Annotated in this window: 21 protein-coding genes; 16 read left to right on the forward strand and 5 right to left on the reverse strand. The window is 66.2% G+C overall.

From position 1 onward, the window contains the following. Window positions 1-5 precede the first annotated feature (5 nt). A complete protein-coding gene (locus tag AC1DOM_RS06780) occupies window positions 6-1,454 on the reverse strand; it encodes an ArnT family glycosyltransferase (protein ID WP_498961552.1) in 1,449 nt (482 codons plus the stop codon). A gap of 183 nt (window positions 1,455-1,637) precedes the next feature. Between AC1DOM_RS06780 and AC1DOM_RS06785 the strand changes: the two genes are divergently transcribed. Next, window positions 1,638-2,396 carry a hypothetical protein gene (locus AC1DOM_RS06785; protein WP_498961554.1) on the forward strand — a complete coding sequence of 253 codons (759 nt, stop codon included), beginning with the start codon at window positions 1,638-1,640 and terminating at the stop codon, window positions 2,394-2,396. Window positions 2,397-2,469: 73 nt separating this feature from the next. Here the strand turns inward: AC1DOM_RS06785 and AC1DOM_RS06790 are convergent, their stop codons facing one another. Beyond that, window positions 2,470-4,134 carry a M4 family metallopeptidase gene (locus AC1DOM_RS06790; RefSeq protein WP_498961556.1) on the reverse strand — a complete coding sequence of 555 codons (1,665 nt, stop codon included), beginning with the start codon at window positions 4,132-4,134 and terminating at the stop codon, window positions 2,470-2,472. 167 nt (window positions 4,135-4,301) lie between these two features. On the opposite strand from AC1DOM_RS06790, the gene AC1DOM_RS06795 reads away from it, so the two are divergent. Next, complete coding sequence (locus tag AC1DOM_RS06795) at window positions 4,302-5,888, forward strand: tetratricopeptide repeat-containing sulfotransferase family protein (RefSeq protein ID WP_498961558.1); 1,587 nt, start codon at window positions 4,302-4,304, stop codon at window positions 5,886-5,888. A 157-nt stretch (window positions 5,889-6,045) separates the two neighbouring features. Here AC1DOM_RS06795 and AC1DOM_RS06800 read toward each other — a convergent pair whose 3' ends face one another. Next, on the reverse strand, window positions 6,046-8,487 hold the full coding sequence (locus AC1DOM_RS06800; protein ID WP_498961560.1) for a YadA family autotransporter adhesin: 2,442 nt from the start codon (window positions 8,485-8,487) through the stop codon (window positions 6,046-6,048). A 243-nt stretch (window positions 8,488-8,730) separates the two neighbouring features. Between AC1DOM_RS06800 and AC1DOM_RS06805 the strand changes: the two genes are divergently transcribed. From AC1DOM_RS06805 to AC1DOM_RS06835, 7 genes are all read left to right on the forward strand, one after another. Next, complete coding sequence (locus tag AC1DOM_RS06805) at window positions 8,731-9,216, forward strand: nuclear transport factor 2 family protein (RefSeq protein WP_498961562.1); 486 nt, start codon at window positions 8,731-8,733, stop codon at window positions 9,214-9,216. A 61-nt stretch (window positions 9,217-9,277) separates the two neighbouring features. Beyond that, window positions 9,278-11,869, forward strand: a complete 2,592-nt coding sequence (locus tag AC1DOM_RS06810) for a helix-turn-helix transcriptional regulator (protein ID WP_498961564.1) — start codon at window positions 9,278-9,280, stop codon at window positions 11,867-11,869. A 50-nt stretch (window positions 11,870-11,919) separates the two neighbouring features. Then, on the forward strand, window positions 11,920-12,210 hold the full coding sequence (locus AC1DOM_RS06815) for a hypothetical protein (protein WP_498961566.1): 291 nt from the start codon (window positions 11,920-11,922) through the stop codon (window positions 12,208-12,210). Window positions 12,211-12,470: 260 nt separating this feature from the next. After that, window positions 12,471-14,657 carry a tetratricopeptide repeat protein gene (locus AC1DOM_RS06820; protein WP_498961568.1) on the forward strand — a complete coding sequence of 729 codons (2,187 nt, stop codon included), beginning with the start codon at window positions 12,471-12,473 and terminating at the stop codon, window positions 14,655-14,657. 134 nt (window positions 14,658-14,791) lie between these two features. Beyond that, window positions 14,792-16,006: an epoxide hydrolase family protein gene (locus AC1DOM_RS06825; RefSeq protein WP_498961570.1), complete on the forward strand. Its 1,215-nt coding sequence runs from the start codon at window positions 14,792-14,794 to the stop codon at window positions 16,004-16,006. A 148-nt stretch (window positions 16,007-16,154) separates the two neighbouring features. Beyond that, window positions 16,155-17,225 (forward strand): LuxR C-terminal-related transcriptional regulator, encoded by a 1,071-nt coding sequence (locus tag AC1DOM_RS06830; RefSeq protein ID WP_498961572.1) that lies wholly within the window; start codon window positions 16,155-16,157, stop codon window positions 17,223-17,225. Beyond that, window positions 17,222-18,412 (forward strand): epoxide hydrolase family protein, encoded by a 1,191-nt coding sequence (locus AC1DOM_RS06835; RefSeq protein WP_498961574.1) that lies wholly within the window; start codon window positions 17,222-17,224, stop codon window positions 18,410-18,412. The genes AC1DOM_RS06830 and AC1DOM_RS06835 overlap by 4 nt, the downstream gene beginning before the upstream one ends. Before the next feature lie 42 nt (window positions 18,413-18,454). Here the strand turns inward: AC1DOM_RS06835 and AC1DOM_RS06840 are convergent, their stop codons facing one another. Then, window positions 18,455-19,810, reverse strand: coding sequence for a hypothetical protein (locus AC1DOM_RS06840; protein WP_498961576.1), 1,356 nt, complete (start codon window positions 19,808-19,810; stop codon window positions 18,455-18,457). 149 nt (window positions 19,811-19,959) lie between these two features. Between AC1DOM_RS06840 and AC1DOM_RS06845 the strand changes: the two genes are divergently transcribed. The 3 genes from AC1DOM_RS06845 to AC1DOM_RS06855 are packed head-to-tail and all read left to right on the forward strand — an operon-like array spanning window position 19,960 to window position 21,489. Next, window positions 19,960-20,871, forward strand: a complete 912-nt coding sequence (locus tag AC1DOM_RS06845) for a transporter (RefSeq protein ID WP_498961578.1) — start codon at window positions 19,960-19,962, stop codon at window positions 20,869-20,871. Between the two features lie 20 nt (window positions 20,872-20,891). Further along, a complete protein-coding gene (locus AC1DOM_RS06850; protein ID WP_498961579.1) occupies window positions 20,892-21,044 on the forward strand; it encodes a hypothetical protein in 153 nt (50 codons plus the stop codon). Window positions 21,045-21,069: 25 nt separating this feature from the next. After that, on the forward strand, window positions 21,070-21,489 hold the full coding sequence (locus AC1DOM_RS06855) for a carbonic anhydrase (RefSeq protein WP_498961580.1): 420 nt from the start codon (window positions 21,070-21,072) through the stop codon (window positions 21,487-21,489). Window positions 21,490-21,493: 4 nt separating this feature from the next. On the opposite strand, the gene AC1DOM_RS06860 is transcribed toward AC1DOM_RS06855, so the two are convergent. Continuing rightward, window positions 21,494-21,907, reverse strand: a complete 414-nt coding sequence (locus AC1DOM_RS06860; protein WP_498961582.1) for a cupin domain-containing protein — start codon at window positions 21,905-21,907, stop codon at window positions 21,494-21,496. 104 nt (window positions 21,908-22,011) lie between these two features. Here AC1DOM_RS06860 and AC1DOM_RS06865 point away from each other — a divergent pair, with 104 nt between their 5' ends. The 4 genes from AC1DOM_RS06865 (at window position 22,012) to AC1DOM_RS06880 (ending at window position 25,133) form a co-directional block, all read left to right on the forward strand. Further along, entirely contained in the window at window positions 22,012-22,587 is a 576-nt protein-coding gene (locus AC1DOM_RS06865; RefSeq protein WP_498961584.1) for an NADPH-dependent FMN reductase, read from the forward strand. A gap of 72 nt (window positions 22,588-22,659) precedes the next feature. Beyond that, a complete protein-coding gene (locus tag AC1DOM_RS06870) occupies window positions 22,660-23,778 on the forward strand; it encodes a sensor histidine kinase (RefSeq protein WP_498961585.1) in 1,119 nt (372 codons plus the stop codon). Then, the gene (locus tag AC1DOM_RS06875) at window positions 23,775-24,515 is read left to right on the forward strand and encodes a DUF72 domain-containing protein (protein WP_498961587.1); all 741 of its coding nucleotides are present in this window, start codon (window positions 23,775-23,777) and stop codon (window positions 24,513-24,515) included. The genes AC1DOM_RS06870 and AC1DOM_RS06875 overlap by 4 nt, the downstream gene beginning before the upstream one ends. Window positions 24,516-24,587: 72 nt before the next feature. Next, window positions 24,588-25,133, forward strand: a complete 546-nt coding sequence (locus tag AC1DOM_RS06880) for a cytochrome P460 family protein (RefSeq protein ID WP_498961589.1) — start codon at window positions 24,588-24,590, stop codon at window positions 25,131-25,133. Window positions 25,134-25,139 lie beyond the last annotated feature (6 nt).

A 25,139-nucleotide genomic window follows, 5' to 3' on the forward strand; every position in this document is an offset into this window, starting at 1 on the left:
CGGCGTCATGGGGTCGACGGCGATTCGACGCGGAAGAACACGCGCCCGCTCCATGGATCACCCAGTGCGACGGCGCGCTGGTCGCGCGCATGCAGATAGGCCTGCACCTGCGTCCACTGCACTTGCTGCACGACCCACACGGTGTGCAACGGATCAGGATCGTCGAGCAACTCGCGCGCCGCGTCCTCGTCGTAGGCCGGGTTGATCGCCGTGTCGCCGGGCGGCGCCATCGGCGCCAGGCACACGTCTTCGATTTCCGCATCCAGATGCACGCGCAGTCCGTAACGCGCGGGGTCATCGACGAACACCACCTGGTCGACGTGGCCCGGCGCGCGCTGGCGGATCGCATCGGCCCAGGCGCGCGCATCCTGCGGCGAGTCGATGGCCGCGCCCACGATGCGAATCGCGATCAGGATGGGGACCCAGACCATCAACGCATTCCACTGGATCGGACCGAGCCCCGGTCGCGGCAGCACGGTCGCGATCGCCAGGGGCACGAACAGCGGAAGCAGATACAGCGGCAATCGCGAGCGCGCGATGCAGAACACGATCAGTGGCACCAGGATCCATGCCGCCACGAAGCGATCGATGGACGTCGGCAAGCGTCCCTTGATCCATCCGAACAACGCGAAGGTCCACGGAAACGTGCCGACCAACAGCGTCGGAATGTAGACCACCGCCCAGCCATACCATTCCCCGTGTCGGCGGAATTCGTTCGTCGTGAGGCGATCGATGACTTCCATGCCGAGGAAGTAACGCAACAAGTGCGGGTTTCGCGTGGTGACCGCGACGAACCACGAGGTCGCCAACAGCGCGAACACGAAGAACGCCAGCGGCCGGAACACGCGACGTTCGCGCGGTGCTTTCCATTCGGCTCCGATCACCACCAGCATCGGCAACAAGCCCGGCGGCCCCTTGGTCAGGAAGGCGAGCGCGAAGGCGATCCACGTGAGCCATCGCCAATGCGCGCGGCCATCGCCCCAATGCAACTCGACGTAGGCCCACATCGCCAGCGTTTCGAATGCGGCGAGGAGGAAATCCGTCGTCACCAGTTGCGAGGCGATCGCCGGCAACAACATCGTGGCGAAGGTGATCGCGGCGCGCGTTTCCTGGCCGGGTGCGAGCCGTCGCGCAATCCGCGACACCATCCAGATGCACGAGAGATAGGCGAGTGCGACGGGAAGCCGCGCGGCCCAGGGATTGAGCCCGAACACGCCCATGCTTGCGGCGACCACCCAGTACGTCAGCGGCGGCTTGGTCCAATGGCCGACTTCCTGCTGCCGATGCGGCACCAGCCAATCGCCGCTCGACAACATGTTCGCGGCGACATTGGTGTAACGCCCCTCATCGGGATCCCACAGGCCGCGGCTGCCCAGGAAGGCGAACGCCAACGCGAAGAAGACCGCGAACAGAAGCGCGCGTTGGCTTGCCTGCGAGAGACGCAACGCGACCATGGGCCATCGTGGGCGCGCGCAAGTAATTCCCCCTTAATGCTGGCTCAGGCGGCCGTTAACGGCCGCAGCGCAACTCAGCCGTGCCACGCGGCAGTGCGAGGGCTTAACGGCCCGCTGAGGAAGTCATGAGCGCGCATTACGCATTCGGCAGTCAACCTGATGGGCCCGCGCGGAGGATTTGCCATGAAGCACCGCACCGCAGTGGCCTGTCTGCTTCCGATCCTGGCCTTTTCCGCGAGCACTGCTTTCGCAGCCGGTCCCATCCAACCGGAATTCCGCCTCTCCAATTTCCACGCACCGCTCGTGATCGACAATCCGTACGCGCCGATGCAGCCGGGCACGCGCACGGTGTCGTACGAGTTGGAAGACGGCGAGTGCAAGGTCAACGACGTCGTGGTCACCAACGCGGCCAAGCGCGATTTCAAGGGCGCCTACGCGGGCCTGGCGGCGCGCACGGTCACCGACAAGGTGTGGTCGGATCCGCAGTGCAACGGCAAACGCGTGCTGTTGCTGGAAGACACGCAGGACTGGTACGGCCAGGACAACGGCGGCAACGTCTGGTATTTCGGCGAAGCCACGGTCGAATACACCTACGACGACGCCGGCAAACGCATCGATGCCTCGCACGAGGGATCGTGGCAGGCGGGCTCGCGCGGCGCGAAGGCGGGCATCCTGATGTTCAACCGGCCCGTGGTCGGAACGTATTACTTGCAGGAGTTCGAAGCGGGTGTCGCCGAAGATGCTGCGCTGATCCAGAGCGTGGGCATTCGCGTCGAAACGGGTCTGGGGCGTTTCCATGATTGCATCAAGACGCGCGAGACGACGGCGCTGACGCCCGGCGATGTCGAATACAAGTATTACTGCCGCAACCTCGGCGTGGTGCGCGTCGAAGCACCAGTCGCGCATGGTGGCGCGGAGTTGGTGCAGTTCGGATTGCGTTGAGGAGAACGCCAGGCCAAAACGAAAAACCCCGCACGAGGCGGGGTTTTCCGTTCCAGCATTCGACGCGCCCGTATCAGGGCATCATCACCGCATCCCATGCTGCCGCAACGGCCAGCTGGTTCGGCGAACCCACGCCGTAGAGATCGCCCGCGGCATTCATCGTCGCAATGCGCGCGCCGGCGTAATCCGTGTTCGACACCATGTAGAGGGTCAGCGCGCGGTACCAGATCTGCGCGGCGGCGTCGCGACCGATGCCGGCCAGGCCGACATTGCCGTTGCACACCAGGTCGCTCGCGCCCAGGTTGGTCGGCGTGCCCGCACCGTAACCGTTCGGGACCACCGCGCCTTCGGCGAGCAGATAGAAGAAATGGTTCGCGACGCCCGAGGAGTAGTGGACGTCCATCGCCTTGAAGTTGCCCAGCGTGATCCCGTTCGAGGCATTGGTCGCGCTCGGGTAGCAATCCGGCGAAATGCCATCCAGGTGCGGCTTGAACATCGTGCGGATGAACTTGTCCGGCGCCGGCGTGGTGAAGATCTGGTCGCCGATCACGTAGTTCGGCGGCTGCTTCGGATTGTTGGCGAAGTGCTCCACCATCGTGCCCAGGATGTCGGAGGTGGCTTCGTTGAGGCCGCCCGATTCGCTGTTGTAGACCAGCGCGGCCGTCGCCGCGGTCACGCCGTGGCTGACTTCGTGGCCGATGATGTCGATCGACACCAGCGGACGCACCGTGCTGCCGTTACCGTCGCCGAAGGACATGCAGGAGCAGTCGTTGCTCCAGAATGCGTTGACGTAGTTGATGCGGTAGTGGATCGCACCGAAGGCGCCCACGCCGTCGTCGCGCACGCCTTCGCGGCCGAAGGCGGTCTTGTAGAAGTCCCAGGTCTTCGCGAAACCGTAGGCCGCGTCGACGCCCGCGCTCGCGCGATCGTTCAGCTGGCCGTTGCCCCACTTGTTGTCGGCATCGACCATGAGCGTGCCGGTACCGCGGTAGCCGTTGCCCATGTCGGTGATGGCGATGCCGCCGCGCGTGGTGTCCTTCAGCTCGTAGATGCGGCGCGTGGCGTTCCACTGCGTGTTCAGCGTGATGTTGCCCGCGAACAGCGACAGGCCCGGGCCGATGGCCGGCGTGGTGACCGGCGGGGCCGGCTGCGTTCCGGTCTGCGCGCCGGTGCCGGGCAGCGTGCCGGTTTCGATGGCATCGACCTTGCCGAGGATCGCGCCGTTGGCGGCGTCGACGTAGTAGTGCATGCGCGTGGGCGTGCCGTCCTGCTTCGCGCCGACGTACAGCACGTCATAGGCCAGCTTCGGCTTGGCGGTGCGTGCGTAGACGACCAGGCGCGATGTGGGCAGGACATCGAACTTCGTGCCGAACTGCGTGCCCGCGGCGGTGATGGCGGCCTGAGAACCGATCGTCGGTGCGACCGAGAGGTTGAGTGGCGCGGCTTGCGTGATGCTCGTGCGCTTGAGCACGCCGGCCTTCGAATGCACGACCAGGTCGCCGCCGATCACGGGCAGGCCCTGGTAGGTGCGATCCATGCGCACGTGTTCGGTGCCGTCGCGGTCGACCACGACGCCACGCACCTGGAAGTTGTCGTACGCCGACAGGCGCGCGGCCGCCGGATTCTGGTGGATCGCGCCCAGTGCGCGGGTGGCGGGCGAAGCGGTGTCGGCCGCGGCGGCGTGGCCGGCGGCAGACATGAAAATGGCCACGGACAGGGCCTTGGCAAGCGGCGACATGTTTTCCCCTGGAAGATAGATTCGGATCGACGCGGTTGACCGCGACAACGAAGACTCCGGCGTCCCGTGCGGGCATTGAAACTCCCCATTTCAGGGGGGGCGGGGGGAGGGCGCACGGTGGTCAACTGGCGTTTGCGGGCGCGAGCCTCGCCCCCCGGTAATCCGCCATGCAGCACCCCGATCTCCAGGCCTTGTGGCAGCAGGCCATCGACCATTTCCAGCACAAGCGCCTGGCCGAGGCGGAAGCCTTGTGCGTGCAGTTGATCCAGCACGCGCCGGACCTGCCGCTCGCCTACGCGATGCTGGCGCAGATCTGCCACGCGGTCGGGCTGACGCGCGAAGCGACCTTCAACGCCTTCCAGGCCAGCGCGCGCGCGATGCACGCGGCGCCTGCGGAGCTGCTGGAGATCGCGCAGGTGCTGGTGGAAGTCGGCGAATGGCAGTTGGCCCACGCCACGCTGGGACTGGTGGATGTGGAACATCCGGACAACGCGTACCTCATGGTCGATCTGGCGCGCCTGTACAGCAGCCTGGAAGACCAGCCACGGGCGCTGTCGTGCCTGGACCGCGCGCGCGAAACCGGCTTCGACCATCCGATGGTCGCGAACATGCAGGCGATCGTCCGCAGCTTCGTCGGCCAGCTCGACGGCGCGGTGGCTTCCTGCGAAGAGAGCATCGCGCAAGCCCCGTGTTTCGGCCACGCGCATTGGTTCCGCGCCCAGTTGGGGCGCAAGGACGACGCACGCGAGCGCGTGGCCCGCATGCAGGCGGCGCTGCGCCATCCCGAACTCGACAACGACGACGTCACCTACCTGCACTACGGCCTGTTCAAGGAACTCGACGCGCTCGGCGACACCGACGCTGCGTGGGAGTCGCTCATGGCCGGTGCGAACGCCCGCCGCAGCGTGACCGAACACGACCCCGCGCAGGAAACCGCCGCTTACGACGCGCTGATCGCCGCCACCACGCGCGAATGGATCGAAGACTGCGGCGATGTGCCGCGCGAGGCGACCCCCATCTTCGTCGTCGGCATGCCGCGCACCGGCACGACGCTGCTCGAACGCATCCTGGGCAATCACCCGCAGATCAAGACCTGCGGCGAGCTCAACGATTTCCGCCAGCAGATGCAGTGGGTGAACAACCATCGGCTCAACCTGGCGCTGGAACCATGGTTCGGCGATTACCTCGCGTGCCTGGATCCGACCCTGCTCGGCAACCGTTACCTCGCCAAGACCGCCTGGTTCGCCGACGGCAAGGCGTTCTACGTCGACAAGCACCCGATGAACTTCCAGTGGTGCGGCGCGATCCTGCGGGCGCTGCCGCACGCGAAGATCGTCCACCTGCGCCGCCATCCGATGGACAGCTGCTTCTCCAACCTCAAGGAGCTGTTCGCGCACAAGTACTACGCGTACAGCTACGCGCTGGACGAGCTGGCGACGCATTACCGCAACTACACGCGCCTGATGCGCCATTGGCACGCGATCGCGCCTGGCCGCATCCTCGACGTGCGCTACGAAGACCTGGCCGCGGATCCCGACACCGAGGCGCGCTGGGTACAGGCCTACCTCGGCCTGCCGGAAGTGGAGGGTGTCACCGACATCCTCGCCAACACCTCGGTCACCACGACTGCCAGCACCTTGCAGCTGCGCCAGCCGATCCATACGCGCAACGTCGGTGGTTGGCGCCGTTACGCCGCCGGCCTGGCGCCGGTGCAGGCATCGCTCGCCGATCTGATCGACGCTTACGAAGCCTGAAAACGAAAGACGCGCCCATGCGGGCGCGCCGATCGAAACACCAACTAAAACACCCATGAAAACAGGAGCACCGTGCCGGTCCAATCGCCACGACGGATCCGGCACGGTGTCCTGCGCGGCGCTCTCTCCCCCGAGCGAGCGCCGCTGACCCGTCTCCCTACAGGTCGATACCGAAGCCGATACCGGCCGAGCTGTCGTCGCTGGTGAACGCGCCACCCAGGCTGACGGACGCACGGTCGCCGATCTGCTTCGAGTAGCCGACCGACAGCGCGCTTTCGCCGTTCATCCAGCCCGCGCCGACGCCGATGCGACCGTTCTCGCTGCGGCTGTGCGCGGCGTTGATCGCCATGTTCAACATCGCCGCGCTCATCGCGCCCTGCTGGTCGATGCGCTGGTCCTGGTGGTTCAGGCGCAGGTTCACGTCGTCCTGCAACTGCGTGAACTGGTCGCTGAAGGCCTGCATGCGGCCGTCGGTGTACGCATTCGCGCTGCTCACGGCCTGCGCCGAGGAGGTGTTGGTGTACGCGTTGGCCGACTGCAGCGTCGCGGCATCGCCCGCCTGCACCTGGCCGACGTTGGCGGCATCGGTGGTGCCCGTGCCGGTGGCGACGTTGGTCACGCGGCGTTCGGCGCCGGCCGAGCCGACGGAGACCGTGTTGGACTGGTCGGCGACCGAATTCGCACCGATGGCCACCGCGTTGGTCGCGGTCGAGATCACGGTCGCGCCGCTGCCGATCGCCGTGCCGCTGTCGGCGCCGACGGTCGCGTTCGGGCCGAAGGCCACGTCCGTGGTATCGGCCGTGCTGCTGCCGGCGCCCAGGCCCAGGCCCGTGCCGGTGCCGACCGGCAGGCCGAGACCCGGCGTGCTTTCCAGCGTGTACACGCGCGTGGTGAGCTGGGTGACCGTGCTGCTCAGGTTGCTCATGAAGCCGTCGACCGCGCCGAAGGCATCGCCCACGCTGTAGTAGCTCGCGCCCTGCAGGTTGTAGGTCGGCATCGCCAGCAGGCCGTTGACGTCGATCGACGCACCACCACCGAAGGCAGCCGCGACGGTGTCGAGCTGCGCGGCGCTGCTCGCGCCCACCGCGACCAGCGCGTTGTTGAGCTGGCCGACATTGACCGCGTCGGTATCCTGCGCACCGGCCGCAACGTTGGTGATCTGGCGCTCTGCACCGACCGCACCGACGGACACCGTGTTGTCGCGATCGGCGACCGAGTAGGAACCCAGCGCGACGCTGTTGTTCGCCAGCGCCGTGCTGTACGCACCGAGTGCGGTGGCGTAATCACCGACGGCGGACGAGGTATCGCCCAGGGCGGCGCTCGAGACGCCACCGGCCACGGCCAGCGGGCCCACGGCGGTGCTGTAGTCGCCGACGGCGAGGCTGTACGCACCCGTCGCCACGCTGACTTCGCCGCGCGCCTGCGCATACGCGCCTTCGGCGGTGCTCATCTTGCCCAGCGCCGTGGCGTAGGCACCGGTGGCGCTGGAGAAATCGCCGGCCGTCCACGCATACGCACCCGTGGCGTTGCTGAATTCACCGAAGGCGTTGGAATACGTGCCGATCGCGGTGCTGGCGAAGCTGTAGGCGTTGGCGTACGCACCCAGGCTCGAGGCGTAGTCCGACCGCGCCGTGGACACCAGGCCGATCGAAACGCTGTTCTTGCCCGAGGCCCACGAATAGGAGCCCACGGCAATGGATTCGTCGCCGATACCGCCGGCGCTGAAGCCGATGGCCGTCGCGTCGAAGCCGTTGGCGAACGCCTCGTTGCCGATCGCCATCGAGAACAGGCCCGTGGTGTACGCACCCGTGCCGATCGCGATGCCGTACTGCTTCATCGATCGCGCGTAGGAACCGATGGCGAGCGAGTTGTCCTGGTAGGCGTGCGTATCGGTGCCCAGTGCGACCGAGAACTTGCCCAGCGCTTCGGTGACGACGCCGACGGCCGTGGACAGCGCGCCCGAAGCCTTCGCCTGCGCACCGAGCGCAGTGCCATAGGCGCCGCTGGCGTTCGCCGACTTGCCGACCGCCGTGCTCCAGATGCCGCCCGCGGTGGCACGTCCGCCGATCGCGGTGCCATAGGCACCGGCAGCGGCCGCGCGATCGCCGACGGCGGTCGCGTTGGCGCCCGAGGCGTTGGTCGAACGGCCGACCGCCGTGGTCGCCGTGCCGGTGGCGCGCGCGAAGTAGCCGAACGCCGAGCCGTTACTGCCGGTGGCGTTGGAGTAGGCGCCGATCGCGTTGCTGTAGGAACCCTGCGCATTGGCCAGGTAACCCATGGCATTGGCGTAGATGCCCAGGCCCTTCGCGCCGTTGCCGATCGCGGTGCTGTTGTTGGCGCTGGCGACCGCGTTGTTGCCGATGGCGATCGCATTCAGGCCGCTGGCGTTGGCGTTGTTGCCGACGCCGACGGTGTTGGTGTTGGTGGCCTTCGCGTTGTAGCCGAACGCGGCACTGTTCGTGCCGGTGGCGGTGGCGAGGTTGCCGACGGCGGTGGCGAACGCGCCGGTCGCGGTCGCGCCCGCGCACTGGGTCTGGCCCGGCGTGGCGGTGGCGCAGTCCTGCGCCATTGCGATGGACGGCGCCAGGCCCATGGCCATCAGCAAGGAAGCGGTGAGGTTCGCGCGGACGAGAGTCCTGGAACGCGCGTGTCGACGAGCGGTTTTCACGAAATGAAGTCCCCTGGAGTAATCGGATCGGCAAGGCCGAGCAGGTTGGGCCTGACGCGCCAACCATCCGACTCTGCTTTCATCGCAAGGCCATTGGCTCCCCCCCGTTTTGGGGAGGTGCGTGCGACAGCGCGACTACCGCTAATTGCGCATCCCCCGTACTCCGTCAACGCCATGCGCTCTCTCGTTCTTGCCACCTCTCTCGCGCTCGCAACCATCGCGGTCGGCCCGGCTTTCGCGCAGGCGAACGGGACGTCCATCGGTGCGCCCGATGCCTCGCCCGCCGCCAGGGATGCGGCGCAAGTCGTCGACGCCTTCATGTCGGCGATGGTCGGCGGCGATCTCGAAACTGCGCGCGCGCAAATGACGCCCAACGCCGTCGTCGTCGCCAACGGCCAGGTCCTGGGCGAACGCGACGCCTACATCGACGGCGCGGCGAAGGGCGATTCGGCCGCGTTGCGCACCGTCCACCGCGAACTGGTGCGACGCGACGCGCGCGCCGGCAACGACGTGGCCTGGGTCGTGAGCGAAAAGCGCCTGCGCGCCATCGCGACGCCGGGCAGCGGACCGAGCGAAATGGTGGTCGAAACCATGCTGCTCGCGAAAACCGACGCAGGCTGGAAGATCACCCACGTGCACTGGTCCGGCCGCCACGGCTGACTTCGCGTTGCCGCGCTGACCGCTTCCGACGAGCGTCCGCGTCGTTCTGGACGTAATGAACGTGTCCGAATTCGTCCTCAAGGCCACACCGCCCCGCATGCCCCGCGCCGCGCTCGAGCGCGAACGCCTGCACGCGGCATGGCGGAAACACCACAACGACGCCGTCCTGACGATCACGGCGCCCGCCGGCTACGGCAAATCGACGACGCTCCTGCAATGGCGCCGCTGGTGGATGGACGCAGGCACGCACGTGGCCTGGATGACCTCCGGGGAAAACGACCACCCGGCGCGTTTCGTGATCGCACTCGGGCACGCACTGCGCGTGGGCGGCGTGTTGGACGTCGATACCGACGATGCGCGCGACGACGACGCAGTGTCGGGCCTGACCAAGTTGCTCGCCGCGGTCGCGGCCTGCCGCAAGTCGGTGGGCCTGGTGATCGACGACGCCGAACGCCTGCCCGGCGACAGCGTGCGTGCCGCGCTGCAATACCTGTTGCTCAATGCGCCGTCGAACCTGCATGTCGCCATCGGTTCGCGCATCGAGCTCCCATTGCAGCTGTCCGAACTCGCGGCCAAGGGCCAGCTGGCGAAACTCGGCACCGAAGACCTGCGTCTGCGCTTCGAGGAATCCAACGCAATCGTGCAGACGCGCCTGGGCGAACGCCTCACGCTCGACGAATGCGCGCAACTGCACGAAGCGACCGAAGGCTGGCCCATCGGCCTGCAACTGGCGATCGGCGAAATCGAACGCGCCGACGATCCGGGCCGCGCGGTGCGCACGCTGTCCGCGCGCCACGGACCATTGCAGGCGTATTTCGACACCGCCTTGCTCGCCGGCCTGTCGCCCGAAGTCAGCGAAGCCCTGGTGCGCGCCTCGATCCTCGAACACTTCGACGCAGATCTGTTCGAGGCCGTCACCGGTTGCGCCGAACCCCAGGCGATGCTGGAACACCTCGTGCGGGAAACCCCGCTCATGGTTTCGGGCGAACACACGCAATGGGTGCGCCTGCATCCGTTGGCGCGCGACTTCCTGTCGAGCCGGCTCGAAGCCTTGCCCCCGCACGAACGCAACGCCCTGCATGCGCGCGCCTCGCGCTGGTACGCGAAGCGCGAACGCTTCCACGAAGCGGCGACGCATGCACTCGCCGCCGGCGAAGACGCCCTGGCCGAAGATTACGCCGCGCGTTCGCTGTGGGCCCTGAGCACCGTCGGCAAACTCGCCGAAGCGCGCGAATGGCTGGATCGCCTGCCGCCGGAGATGATCGCCAATAATCTGGAACTGCGCCTGGTCGGCGCATCGGTGCTGGCCTTCGGCGATCGCAACGTGGATGCGCTGGCGATGGCGCGCGAAGTCCTCGACGAACCCGACATGACACCACGCGCGCGCGCAACTGCGTTGCGCATCGGTGCCGGGTCGGCCGTGTTCGCCGATCGCCTCGGCCTGCTGCCCGGTTTCCTGGAGCGCTGGCCCGGCGAAGACGAGGAGGGCGGCGGCCCGCTGTACGCACTCGCGGCCTTGAACACGCGCGCCGTCTACACGCTCCACCAGGGCCAGACCGCGCAGACGCGCGCCTGCATCGCGCAGCAACAACCCTACGGCAACGCCGGCACGCTGCGCCTGGCCGCGGCGCTGGGACAGATGCTCGGCGCGATGTCGCACCTGTGGGACGGCCAGCCCGTGCGCGCCGAAGCCGCGCTGCTCCCGGCCCTGTTGCACGCCGAACGCGAAGGCCGCCGCACCGTCATCGCGTGCCTGCTCGCTTCGGTCGTCGCCACCGCCGTCTACCAGCGCGGCGACGCGGCGCAGGCGCAGGCCATGCTCGCCAATCGCCTGGATGTCATCGAGCGCAACGGCTTTCCCGACAACCTGTTGTTCGCCTATCGCACGCTCGCCTTCGCCGCACTCGAACAAGGCGACGAACGCAGCGCGATGGCGGCGCTGGAACAACTCGACGCACTGGCCGTGCGACGCAAGCTGCCGCGCCTGCGCGCCGTCGCACTCTCCGAACAGATCCGCCTGCATGCCGCGCACGCACGCCGCGAAACCGTCGCGCGCCACCTGGCCACGCTCGAAAGCCTCGCGCCCGCGTTCGACGCCGACGACCTCAAACCGCTCCGCGGCGAATACCGCCTCGCCGCCGCGATCGCCCGCGCGCATGCGGCCATCGGCGCGGACGACCTCGGCGCGGCCAAACTGCACCTCGCCGAAGCCGACGGTCTGGCCGCAAGCCTCCACCGCGGCTACGACGACCTGCGCATCAAGATGCTGCGCGGCATCGTCGGCACCCAACTCGGCGACGCCGGCGCCGACGCCCTGCTGCACGAAGCGCAGGCACTGACCTCGATCACCGGCCACGCACGCCTGTCCACAGACTCGCATCCCCAGGCCGAGAAACTGATCGCACGCGCTCAGGTACCCGAACGCGCACCCGTCATCGCCGCCGGCGACCTGCAGTCGCCGATGCTCACCTCCAAGGAATCGGAAGTCCTCAACCTCCTTGGACGGGGGTTACCGAACAAGGCGATTGCGCGCGTGCTGGACGTCAGCGGCGAGACGGTGAAGTGGCATCTGAAGAATGTGTACGCGAAGCTGTCGGCCGGGTCGCGTAGCCATGCGTTGGAGCGGGCTCGGATGTTGGGGTTGGTGGCGTAGGTCGCGGTTACGCCGTACGCTGCCCAAGGGGCAGGGCACCGTGGGTTCGCATGGCCGGTACGACGCTGACGCCGTTTCAAATCAAATCCCGGCTGGCAATTGAGGCGCTGTTTGAAGAGGCCGGGACGGCGATTGATTTTCAGCTGGGTGGGGTCAAGGAGACCTTCCTTGTCGCTGTGTTGCCGTCATTGACCTTGTGGATTTACGAAGACGAGCTTGGGATGAAGGGTGTCGAAACCGACAGGATGCTGGAAGCCGCGAGTTTCGAGTCCCAGGACGAAATGCTGGAGTATTTCCTTTCGGAACTCTCTTTGATCTTGAAGCGCAGTGCCAAGAATTGACCCTTCAATGATGGAAGGTTGGTGTTTGGATGCATCCAATGACTTTCGATCAACTCGTCGCTGACCACCAGACCCGACGCGCTGCCCCAAGTCACACGCTGGATCTTCAAGGGAATGGTCGCCACTACGCTTGGCTGACCATGCTCATGCTTTCAGTGATGACCGGCTATCCCGAAATTTAACGCCCCCAGGACCGGTCCCACCGACCTCCCCCGTTGGATGGAGTGTGCCGGTGTCTCCCGGCCCATGCCGGAGAGCCGATGTCGCTGCTCGCGGAGCTCAAGCGCCGCAAGGTCTTCAAGGTCGCCGCAGGCTACCTGGTGGTCGCATGGCTGGTGATCCAGGTCGGTGCCACGGTGGCGCCGCAGTTGGGCTTGCCCGATTGGGCGCCGCGGATGATCACGTTGCTCATGTTGCTGGGGCTGCCGGTGGCGGTGGTGATCGCGTGGCTCACCGAGCTCACGCCGGAAGGCCTGAAGTTGGAGCGGGCGCCGAAGGGCAACAAGCGCGTGTTCACCGTAGCGGCGCTGTTGTTTGCGGCGGCCGTGGGTTGGTTCGTGCACGGGTTGAGTGGCGATGTGGGGTTGCGCGGGTCGGATGCGCGGCTGGGGGCGGCGTCGACGGCGGTGTTGCCGTTCCTCAATCTCTCGTCGCGGCCGGAGGATGAATATTTCTCCGACGGGTTGAGCGAGACGCTGCTGCATCAACTCGCGCAGGTGCCGAAGCTCAAGGTCGCTGCGCGCACTTCGTCCTTCACTTTCCGTGGGAAGCAAGAGGACGTGCGCCGCATCGGTGAGTTGCTCGGCGTGGCGACGCTCGTGGAAGGCAGCGTGCAACGGTCCGGCGACATGGTCCGCATCACGGCGCAGTTGGTGCGCACCGACGATGGGTCGGAGTTGTGGTCGCGCAGTTACGATCGCCGCATGGCCGATCTGTTCGCGATCCAGGACGAGATCGCCGCGGAAGTCGCCAAGGCGCTCGTCGGTGAAGTGCTGCCGGGCGAGCGCGCGCAGATCGTGCAGGGCGGTACGCACGACGTGGCGGCTTACGATGCGTATGCGCATGGGCTGCAGCAGATCGCGATCGACAGTTACGCTTCGCTCGGTGTCGCGGAGCAAGCGATGCAGAAGGCGCTATCCCACGATCCGCATTACGTAGACGCGATGTACGGCCTGGTGCGCGTGTGGATGTTGATGGCGCAAACCGGCAAGATTTCGCGGCGCACCGCGGGGCTGCGTGCGCGGCCCTGGCTCGATCGCATCGCACGGATCGATCCGGGCAACGGGCAGTTGCTCGGGTTCCGCGCGGAGTTGGCCGAAGACGCGGGCGAGTTCGACGATGCGCGGCGCTTGCTGGCGCAGGCGATCGCGCACGCGCCCAACGACACGTGGCTGCGCGCCACGCAGTCGCGGCATCACCTGTACGACATGGAGTTCGAGGCGGCACTGGCGGACATCGATGCGGTGCTGCGGCTGGATCCGCTCAACGGCTCGCTGTATTTCCTCAGGACCAGTGCGTTGTTGTGGTTGGGCCGGATCGACGAAGCACAGGTCAGTGCGCAGCGCGCGTGGGCGTTGCAGCCCCGCAACCCGAATTCCGCGGCGGCGATGGCGGGTGTCGCCGCGTTCCGCAACGACCTCGCCGGGTATGTGCGTTGGGCGCTCGTCGCGCATCGCATCGATCCGGACGACCAGGAGACGATTGCGGAGATGACGCCCTTCCTGGAGGGCCTGGGCGAACCGGCCGCCGCCGATGCATGGCTCGCCGTGTCGCAACGCCTGGCGCCCGGCAACCTGTTCGCCGAAAGCAACCGCGTGGTACTCGAGAACGCGCGTGGCAATGCGTTGGCCGCGTATGACGGTGCGATCGCATTGATCCCACGCGCCGCCGAAGAACGCCGCTGGAACTGGACTGCCGCCATGGGCGCGGGCTGTCTGGCGGCAGTGGAACTCGGGCGCACGGCGCAGATGCGCCAGGCTCTTGTGCGCGCCGGCGTGCTGCCTGCGCGCTACGACGCCACGGATATCCGCGCACTCGCCACGAGCGGCGTGCAGATCAACGCGCAGGTGCGCAGGCTCGCGGCGTTGGCGCCGTGCCTGGCCGAACCGGCCGACTGGAATGCGCAACGCGCGCAGTTGTTCGCCGCGGTGACGGCGTTGAAAGGGGAGGCGTGGATGCGCAAGCCCTGGAATGCGCGGTATGTCGCCTTCCTGCGGCCGGATCGCGAAGCGTTGGTGCGCGTCGAGCTGGAGTCGCGTTACACCGAACAAGCGGGCAGGGAGGCACGCCAACGCTGGCTCGGGATTGCCGGTGATCCGCGTATCGTCGCGCGCAATGCGGAATTGCATCGGCTGTATCGCGAACAACATGCAGGACTGGCGGCGATGTTGGCGAGGGAACAGGTGTCACTGCTGCCTGCAGAGGGCGCGACGTTCCGCAGCCAGTGACGCCCGCGATATACCTTTGTATCGCCGATACCAACGTGTAATCGCCGCATGCATGCCGGTCTGTTGTCATTCGTCGGCTAGGGACTTCGCCGCTCAGCGGCCGTCAGCCCTTGGCACCGAAAGGAGAAACAGCCATGGCTCGACAAGCAGAAACTACGACTGCCGGTGCCCCCACCGACATTCGCCCCTTCCATTTCAAGGCGTCGGATACCGACCTGGCCGACATGAAACGCCGTATCAAGGCGACACGATGGCCGGAGAAGGAGACCGTCGACGACGATTCGCAGGGCGTGCAACTGGCGACGATGCAGGCGCTCGCCAAATATTGGGGCGATAGCTACGACTGGCGGAAAGTCGAAGCACGCCTGGATGGCCTGCCGCAATTCATCACCAACATCGACGGGCTCGACATCCATTTCATCCACGTGCGCTCGAAGCACGAAAACGCAATGCCGGTCATCATCACGCATGGTTGGCCGGGCTCGATCATCGAACAGCTCAAGCTGATCGAACCGTTGACGGATCCAACCGCGCACGGCGGAACGGCCGCCGATGCCTTCCACGTGGTGATTCCCTCGATGCCGGGCTACGGCTTCTCCGAGCGCCCGAGCACCACCGGCTGGGATCCCAAACAGATCGCAAAAGCCTGGAACGTGCTGATGACGCGCCTGGGCTATGACAGGTACGTCGCGCAGGGCGGCGACTGGGGCTCGTTCATCACCGAATACATGGGCGCGCAGGCGCCTGCGGGGTTGCTCGGCATCCATGTCAACCTGCCCAGCGTGGTGCCGGCCGATGTTTCGAAGGCGCTCGCTACCGGCGCACCGCCGCCTGCCGGCATGACGGCGGAAGAACAGGAAGCATTCGATCGCCTGCGCTTCGTCTACACCAAGGGCGTCGCGTACGGCTATCAGATGGGCCTGCGGCCGCAGACGCTGTATGGCCAGGCGGATTCGCCCATCGGTCTGGCCGCTTACTTCCTCGATCACGATCAACGCAGCTACCGGCTGATCGCGCGCGTGTTCGAAGGCAAGAGCGAAGGCCTGACGAAGGACGACATCCTCGACAACATCACCATCGCCTGGTTGACGAACACCTTCGTGTCCGGCGGCCGCTTGTACTGGGAATTCAAGGAGCCGTATTTCGACGTCAAGGGCGCGAAGGTGCCAACGGCCGTCAGCGTCTTCCCCGACGAGCTGTATCCGGCGCCCAAGAGCTGGAGCGAGAAGGCGTATCCGAAGTTGATGCATTACAACCGCGTGGCGAAGGGCGGGCATTTTGCCGCCTGGGAACAGCCGCAGTTGTTGACTGAAGAAATGCGTGCGGGCTTCCGGACGCTGCGCAACTGAAGCGACGGTTGCAATCATGTCGATTGCGGTTTTATCAAACGCGATGCCGAGATCATCGGCATCGCGTGCGGCGTTGGCACGAAAAAGCACGTGCACTCCGTGCGTCCCCGGCGCATGCTTGCGTGATTCCCGCATGTTCCGTTTCGGCATGTCCGCCGCCCCACGTTCCGAAGCGCCTGAAGGGCGCACGTTCGCGCAAGAGACGATGTCGACCGCGCTGGTGGCGCTTGCGCCGGATGGCATGCTCGCGATCGACGAAGCGGGGATCGTCGTGACGCTCAACACGGTGGCCGCACGCTTGCTGGGCTACGCGAGCGCGGACCTCAAGGGACTCAACTTCATCGATCTGCTGCGCCCGTCCGTGCAGGGCGATGGCATGGGATGGCTGCGCGACGTGCAGGCCAACGGCGGGTTCGCCGAAGCGTGCACGCTGCGCGCCGATGGTGCGCTGTCTTGCCTGCGGCTCGCGGTGCGTGCGCTGGAGTGCAAGGGTCACCTGATGTTCGCCTGTTACTTGCGTCCGGCGCGCGAGACGCGGCGCCATCATCGGGCGATCTCCATCGGCCGGGAACCCTGGCGTGCGCGGGAGGCGGCGACGCCCCGAGCTTCGTGGTCCGCCAAACCGATCGTCTACATCGTCGATGGCGATGCAGGCTTCCGCAGTTCGCTCGCGGGTTTGTTGTTGCGATGCGGTTGGAAGGTGCAGTGCTTCGACGCCGCGCGCGCCTTCCTCGCGCACCGGCATCCCTGCGTTCCCGGTTGCGCGATCGTCGACGCGGAACTCCCCGACCTGGATCAGCGCGCACTCCACGAACGCATGGTCGCCCACTGCGCATCCTTGCCGGTCCTCCTGATGACGCAACATGGCGACGTGCCGACGACCGTGCACGCGATGAAGGCGGGTGCGATCGAAGTCTTCTCCAAACCGGTGTCCGAGAACGCCGTGTTGAATGCCATCCGCGACGCGATCGCCTTCAGCCGGTCGGCGATCGATCGCGCGAAGGTGGAAGAAGCACTGGAAGCGCGCTACATCTCCCTGACGCAGCGCGAACGCGACGTCATGCGTGGTGTCGTCTCGGGCCTGCTCAACAAACAGGTGGCCGCGGGCCTGGGCATCAGCGAGATCACGGTCAAGGTCCATCGGGGCCGCGTGATGCGCAAGATGCAGGCGCAATCGTTCGCCGAACTGGTCAACCTGGCCGTGATCCTGGGCTCATGACACGCATCGACCACATCGCTGCGATCCGCCCGTTCGAGTTCCGGGCATCGGACGCCGACCTGGCCGATCTGCGCAGGCGGATCGAGAGCACGCGATGGCCGGATCGCGAGACCGTCGACGATTCGACCCAAGGCACGCAACTGGCGACCATCCAGAAGCTCGCGCGCCATTGGGCCACGCAGTACGACTGGCGGCGGATGGAAGCGGCGTTGAATGCAGTGCCCAACTTCATCACGACCATCGACGGGCTGGATTTCCACTTCCTCCACGTGCGTTCGAAACATGACGATGCGCTGCCGCTGCTGCTGGCGCATGGCTGGCCGGGTTCGATCATCGAACGCATGAAAGTGATCGGGCCCCTGACCGATCCGACGGCGCACGGCGGCGAGGCGTCCGATGCGTTCCATCTGGTGATCCCCTCGTTGCCGGGGTTCGGTTTCTCCGGCAAGCCCGCCGCAACGGGCTGGAACCCGGTGCGCGTCGCCGATGCTTACATCGCATTGATGGAGCGCCTGGGTTACACGCGCTACGGCATCTCCGGGACCGATTGGGGCGCGATCATCGTGGACCTGATCGCATCGAAGGCGCCGCCCGGCCTGGTGGGCATGCATACGAACATGGGGGGCGTCGTGCCGCCGGAGATCGACCGGGCACTCGCGCGTGGCGATCCGCTGCCCGCAGGGCTCAGCAAGGAAGAGCAGCACGCCTGCGAGCAGATCGCATTCGCCTACAAGCACATCGGCTATGCCGTGCTGATGGGCGACCGTCCGCAGACGCTCACGGCCTTCGCCGATTCACCCGTGGGCCTGGCGGCCTTCATGATCGATCTGTATCCGCGCAGCTACGAGATGATCGCGCGCTCGATCGATGGGGTGCCCGAAGGTCTTACGCCAGACGACGTGCTCGACAGCATCACGCTGTTCTGGCTGACGAACAGCGCGATTTCCGCGGCGCGTTTCTACTGGGAAAACAAGACGCCGTACTTCGCGGTGAAGGGCGTGAACGTACCCGCCGCGGTGAGCGCCTTCCCGGACGAGATCTTCCAGATGCCGCGAAGCTGGGCGGAGCAGGCCTACCCGAAGCTCGTGCATTTCAACACGCTGCCCAGGGGTGGGCATTTCCCGTCCTGGGAGCAACCGGTCTTCTTCACCGACGAGGTGCGGGCCGGGTTTCGACGGATGCAGTGAGACGGGGCTCTCGATGAAGAGAGTCCCGCCCCGATACGTGCCTCAGAACGAGTACTTGCACGGATACCGCGACAGCACGCCGGCGTTGTTGTTCAACTGATCGAGCCAGTTCTTCAACTGCTCCTGGTTCGCCCGCTGCGCGTGGCCACTCAACGTCAAGCCGTACAGGCCGAGGGACGTGTTGGCCGCCGTCATGAGGGCGTTGATGGTCATGCCGGCCGGCACGTAATAGCCGTTGCCGTTGACGAAGCCATTGAGCGTGTTCAACTTCATCGCCGAGAGCTGCACCGACAGCATGTAGGCCATGTTGACCGCATTGCCGTTGAGCAACCAGGTCTTGAGCGCTGCGTAGTTGGCCGGGTCGAAATTGGCGCCGGCGCCATTGCGCAGGTTGAGCGCGACCAACGCCGCGAGATCGCCCGCATCCACCAGTGCCTGTCCGTTGCGGTTGCTCCAGAAGCCGAGCGTGCGGCCGTTCGACGGAATGGTGCAGTAGTTGCCGAAGGCGATCGTCGTCGTCGCGCCGCCCACTACCGTGAGCGGGCCGCCCGGATTCTGCGGCGAACCGTCGTGACCGACGTAGATCGTCGTCGAGTGCACCCAGTTACCCTGCACCGGCGTGCCTTCCTGCACGAAGTAGTCGTTGTCGGGCACCAGCGGATCCCACGTCGCGACACCATCCGCGCCAGTCTGATGTGTCGAATTCACGCCCTGCTTGGCCGAGGTGAGCGTCATGGGCCAGTCCGGCAGGTCGATGTCGTAACCCGCGTCGTATTGGCCGTTCGCATTCTTGTCGTAGAACTTGTACGCCTCCAGCGCACCGTTGAAGGCTTCTTCGCCGGCGACCTTGAAGTTGTCGGTCTTCGTGTTGCTGTGGATGAAGCCGTCCAGCCCGCAGTCGATGCCGACGCCGCAGTAGGCTTCGAAATCCGCGGCGCGCGTGATCCAGGCCTTGTACACGCCGCCGGGGTTGTCGGTGTCGGCGAAGTCGGTGAGGTCCTTCGCCAGGCGCACGGTGATGCCACCCGCGCAGGGCGACGTGCCGTTGGGGTGCGTAAGCGTGTTGCCGATGTTCTCCGCGATCTTGCCCGAAGAGGCCGCGGTCACGCGGAACTTGCGGTCGAAGGTCGAATCCAGGGAGAGCAACAGGTTGCCCGGCGGATTGGTGACCATGAAGTAATAGTCGCCAGCCGGCAGGCCCGGCGAGATGCAGTTCTGCGGTCCACCGTTGAGATAAACGTCGAGCTTGCTGTCGTAGTGGTTGCCGTTGACGGTGCTGCCGTCGGCGATGGTGGTGAAGATGGCGCCGGAAATGTTTTGCGCGTGCACTGCGGCGGAAAAGAAAACGCCGGCCAGGACGCAAGCGACGCTGGCCGCGCGATGAGTGCGGATATGCATGATGGAATCCCTGCGCGCGGCTTCCGCTTCCGGCATGGGGCGCCGTACCGCATGGATGAAGCCGACACTGGGGGGAACGCAGGCCCGTGACGCAAGCGACGCACCCTTCCGGGTTAGCGTTGGTGCGGAAATGGCGGATGATGCGACGCATGAACCGGGTCCTGCCTGCGCTCGCCTTGCTGAGTCTCTCGGGCCTCGCAGTCAGTGCTCGCGCCCAGGACATCGAACCCCGCGCCTATTCCAACGCCCCCGTTGGCGTGAATTTCGTCATCGCCGGCGCGGTTGCCACGCGCGGCGGTCTTTCGACCGATCCGTCGATCCCGGTCACCGACCCGCAATTGAACACGTCGAGTTTGCTCGTGGCCTACGCACGCGTGCTCGACATCGGTGGCAAGTCCGGCAAGTTCGACGTGATCGCGCCTTACACCTGGCTCAACGGTAACGCGCTGTACCAGGGCGCGCCCGTCGAACGCAGGGTCGATGGGTTCGCCCGTCCGGCCTTCCGCGTGTCGATCAACCTCATCGGTGCGCCGGCGTTATCGATGCAGGAATTCCGCGGTTGGAAGCAGGACCTCATCATCGGCGCGAGCCTGCAGGTCTCGCCGCCGCTGGGGCAGTACGACGCCGACAAGCTCGTCAACATCGGCACGCATCGCTGGTCGTTTAAACCGGAGGTCGGGATTTCCAAGGCGCTCGGGCCCTGGACGCTGGAAGGGCAGGCGGCCGTGACCTTCTTCACCGACAACAACGACTTCTACGGTGGCCGCACGCGCGCGCAGGATCCGCTGTATTCCCTGCAGGCGCACGTGATCTACGGGTTCGCCTCGGGCAAGTGGTTGTCGGTCGACGGCACGTGGTTCGCCGGCGGCCGTTCGACGATCGACGACCGCTTGAGCAACGACCTGCAGCAGAACTGGCGCATCGGCGCGACCCTCGCCATTCCGGTCAATCGCCGCAATTCGATCAAGTTTTCCGCGAGCAGCGGCGTGTCCGCGCGCACCGGCAACAACTTCGATGCGCTCGGCGTGGCGTGGCAATACCGTTGGGGAGCAGGCCTGTGAGAAAGCCGATCATCGATGAAATGCGGCCCACCTCCGCCGAGGCGCTGGAACGGCTCAAGCGCGGCAACGAACGTTTCCTCGCCGGTCACGCACGCTTCCCGACCGTGCAGAAGGACATCCTCGCCGATCTTCGCGAAAGGCCAGCATCCCTTCGCAACGATCCTGGGGTGTAGCGACAGTCGCGTTCCACCCGAGCTGGTGTTCGATGCCTCATTCGGCGAGTTGTTCGTGATTCGCGTCGCGGGCAACGTCATCGATCCTGCGATCGCCGGGTCATTGCAATACGCCGGCGAACATCTGGACACGCCCTTGCTCGTCGTCCTCGGGCACGAAGGCTGCGGCGCGGTGGAAGCGGCGATCGACGAGAAATTCCACGACGCCACGCACAGCAGCCGCATCGCGCTGCTGCTCACCAACATCACGCCGGCGCTGGAAGGGATCGACGCATCGCTTCCGCATGAAGAGATGATGGACGCGGGCGTGGAAGCCAACGTGCGCTGGACGCTGCGGCGCGTCATCGAATCGCCGGAATGGCAGGCGCGCCTGGGCAAGGTCGACCGGCAGGCGGTCGGCGCGATCTATGAAATGACGAGCGGACGCGTGCGCTTCCTCGAGTAATGCGTCACGGCGCGGGCGCCGCGGGTATCACCAGCGGTTTGCCGCGCGCGACGATGTAGGTCGCCAACTCGCTCGCGTCGGTGTCGCCCAGGTTCCGCGCATCGTGCACGGCACCCGCGGGAATGAACAACGATTGGCCCGGTTCGAGCACGACGGGCGGCTTTCCATCGACGCGATATTCGATGCGTCCGGTGAGGACGTACGCGATCTCTTCGCCGGGGTGGCTGTGGCGCGCGGCCGTGACACGGGGCGCGAAACCCACGCGCACCTGGACGGCCTGCAGGCCCGGCGCACTCAGGTCTTCCTGCACCAGGTCCTTGCGCGAAATCCCGGACTGCTGGGCCTGCGCCAGCGCGGGCACGCTCAGCAGTAACGCGAGCGCTGCAAATGCCGGGTTGAATCCGCGATTGCCTTTCATTCGATGCCACTCCTCTGTCGTCAATGCATCGCGGTGCGCGAATGACCGATCGCTAACGCACGCAATGCAAGCATCCTCCGGACATGCGTGTCCGGAGGTGAATCATGGCGACGTACAAGATCGGCTTCCTGGTGGGAAGCCTGGCGAAGGGTTCGATCAATCGCCTGCTCGCACAGGCGCTCGCGAAGATGGGGCACGCGGCCAATCTCTCGCTCGAGGAAATCCCCATCCGCGAGTTGCCGCTGTACTGCTACGACTTCGACGCCGACTATCCGCCGGTGGCGCGCGCATTCAAGAAGTCGATCGAGGGCATGGACGGCATCCTGTTCGTCACGCCGGAATACAACCGGTCCATTCCCGGCGCGCTGAAAAACGCCATCGACTGGGCCAGCCGCCCCTGGGGCGAGAACTCCTTTGCGCGCAAGGCGACGGGGATCATCGGCACCTCGCCGGGCGCGATCGGCACGGCGGTCGCGCAACAACACCTGCGCAGCGTGTTGTGCTTCTGCAACTCGCCGTTGATGAATACGGTGGAGGCCTATATCCAGTTCAAGCCCGGGCTCATCACGGAGCAGGGAGAGGTGACCGATGCCTCCACCGAGGAATTCCTTCGCAATTACCTCCGGGAGTTCCACTTGTTCGTGGCCCGCGTGCTGACCGTGTTGCCCCGCGACGCGTGAAGGCCGGCCCCGGGGAGTCCGCCCCGGGGTGCCGTAGGATGTCCGCCAACTGATCCGGACCGGGTGGGCCACATGGCCAACAAGTTGGCGGACTTCATCGAAGCGCATGCCGATGAAATCGTGTCTCACGCCGTGACGTTCGCGCGCACGGTGGATGTCGGCGTGCCGCTCGACGACGAAGCCCTGACCGATCACTTGCCGGACATCGTCGCGGCGATCGTCGCCGACTTGCGCACGCCGCAATCGCGCGCGCAGGAGATCGAAAAGTCCGAGGGCCGCTCGCACGCACCGCCGGGCACGCCGCGCGCGGCCGCGGGGACGCACGCGCTGTTCCGCGCCCACAGCGGATACAACATCTCGCAACTGGTGTCCGAATACCGCGCGCTGCGCGCCTCGGTGTTGCGGTTGTGGGCGGATTCGCCGAGCGCCTCGGCCGGCACGCCCGATGAAATCACGCGCTTCAACGAAGCCATCGACGAAGCCATCGCCGAATCGGTCACCCACTTCGCGGCCGAAGTCGGGCGTTGGCGCCACATCTTCCTCGGCGTGCTGGGCCACGACCTGCGCAGCCCGCTGAGCGCCATCCTGATGACCTCCGAACTGATCGCGCGCATGGCCGTCGACGCGCCGGTCGCCGATGCGGCGCAGCGCCTGCTGCGCAGCGGCCAGCGCATGAGCAAGCTGCTCGACAACCTGCTGGTCTACAACCGCGCGGAGATGGGCGTGGGCTTCGAGCTCGAGCGCGAAGACGTCGATCTCGTCGATGCCTGCCGGGAGGAGGTCGAGATGCTGCAGGCGGCGATGCCGGACGTGCGGATCCATTTCTCGGTCCATGGCTCGATGCGCGGCGCATTCGACGCCGGCCTGATCCGCGAAGCGCTCGCCAACCTCGTGGTGAACGCAGCGAAATACGGCACGCAGGGCGGCGAGATCCATGTCGAATTGCGGGACATGGGAGACGGCCCCGATCTCGTCGTGCGCAATTCCGGCGCCGCCATATCGCGCGAGGCCTTGGAGCTGATGTTCGACCCGCTGCGGCGCGGTGGCGTCTCGGCCGGTCCTTCGGAGCGCGTGAGCCTGGGCCTGGGCTTGTTCATCGTCAGCCAGATCGCGCAGGCGCATGGCGGCAGCATCCGCGGCGAATCGGCGGACGGGACGACGACGTTCCGCTTGCATCTGCCGCGGGAGTGAAGGACGCGGCGCACAGCATCCGCATCGGTTGCGCGGGGTGGGCGATCGCTTCGCGACATGCTGAGTTGTTCGGGTCGGGCGACTCCGTTCTCGCGCGTTATGCGACGCGTTTTTCCGTGGTCGAAGTGAATTCGACGTTCTATCGGTCGCATCGTCCCGATACCTTCGTGCGCTGGGCCGCCGCGGTGCCGCGCGCGTTCCGGTTCTCGGTGAAGCTGCCGAAGGCCATCACGCATGAAGCGCGCCTGGTCGGCAGTGGTCCGGCGATCCGGCGTTTCGCGGAAGAAGTTGCGGGGCTGGGGACGAAGCTCGGCGGCGTGCTCGTGCAATTGCCGCCGTCCTTGGCCTTCGACGCGCGCGTGGCGGGGACGTTCTTCCGGCAGATGCGCGCCGTGTTCGATGCGCCGATCGCCTGCGAGCCGCGCCATGCCAGTTGGTTCGAACCGCGCGTGGATGCGTTGTGGGACCGCCATGACATCGCGCGCGTGGCGGCCGATCCGCCGGTGCCGGAAGGCGCGGGCGTGCCCGGCGGCGCAGGGGCGTGGTCCTATTTTCGATTGCACGGCGCGCCGCGCATGTACTACAGCGCCTACGAGGATGCGCGTCTGTCTGCGTTCGCCGTCGAGTTGCGTGCGGTGGCACGCCAGCGTCGACCCGCGTGGTGCCTGTTCGACAACACCGCGCACTCGCACGCGGTGGAGGATGCCGCGCGGCTGCAGGCCATCCTGTCGAGTTAGCGGGGCAATACCAAGGTCCAATCGAATCCGCACACGCGCTCTGCTGTGATCCCCCTCCAAGGAGGATCCACCATGAAACGCGACAGCCGATTCACGTTTGTCATCGCGGCGGCGGTAGCCGCCATTCTCTGCGGAACGGGCCTGTATGCGCAGGCCAAGGGCGACAAGTACGCCCTGAAATCGCCGAGCGGCATCGCCTTCGCCGACTTCCGCGGCTACGAAGACTGGTCGGTGGTGTCGTCGGCGCGCACCGACGAGGTCCTGAAGGTGATCGTCGCCAACCCGACGATGATCAAGGCCTACAAGTCCGGCATCCCGGGCAACGGCAAGCCCTTCCCCGACGGCTCGAAGATCGCCAAGCTGCAGTGGAAGCCGAAGAAGAGCACCACCGCGCCGTTCGTGGTCGACGTGCCCGACGTTTTCACCCAGGCTTTCGTGATCGAGAAAGATGCCAAGCGCTTCCCGAAGAGCGGGGGTTGGGGCTATGCGTTGTTCAACTACGACGCCAAGACCGACACCTTCTCCGCCGATGCGTCCAGCAAATCCGACTGTGGCCACGCGTGCCACCTGAAGGTGGCCAAGCAGGATTTCATTTTCCACCCGTACCAGAAGCGTTGACGCGGG

It is taken from the genome of Lysobacter sp. P5_B12 (assembly GCF_056400425.1).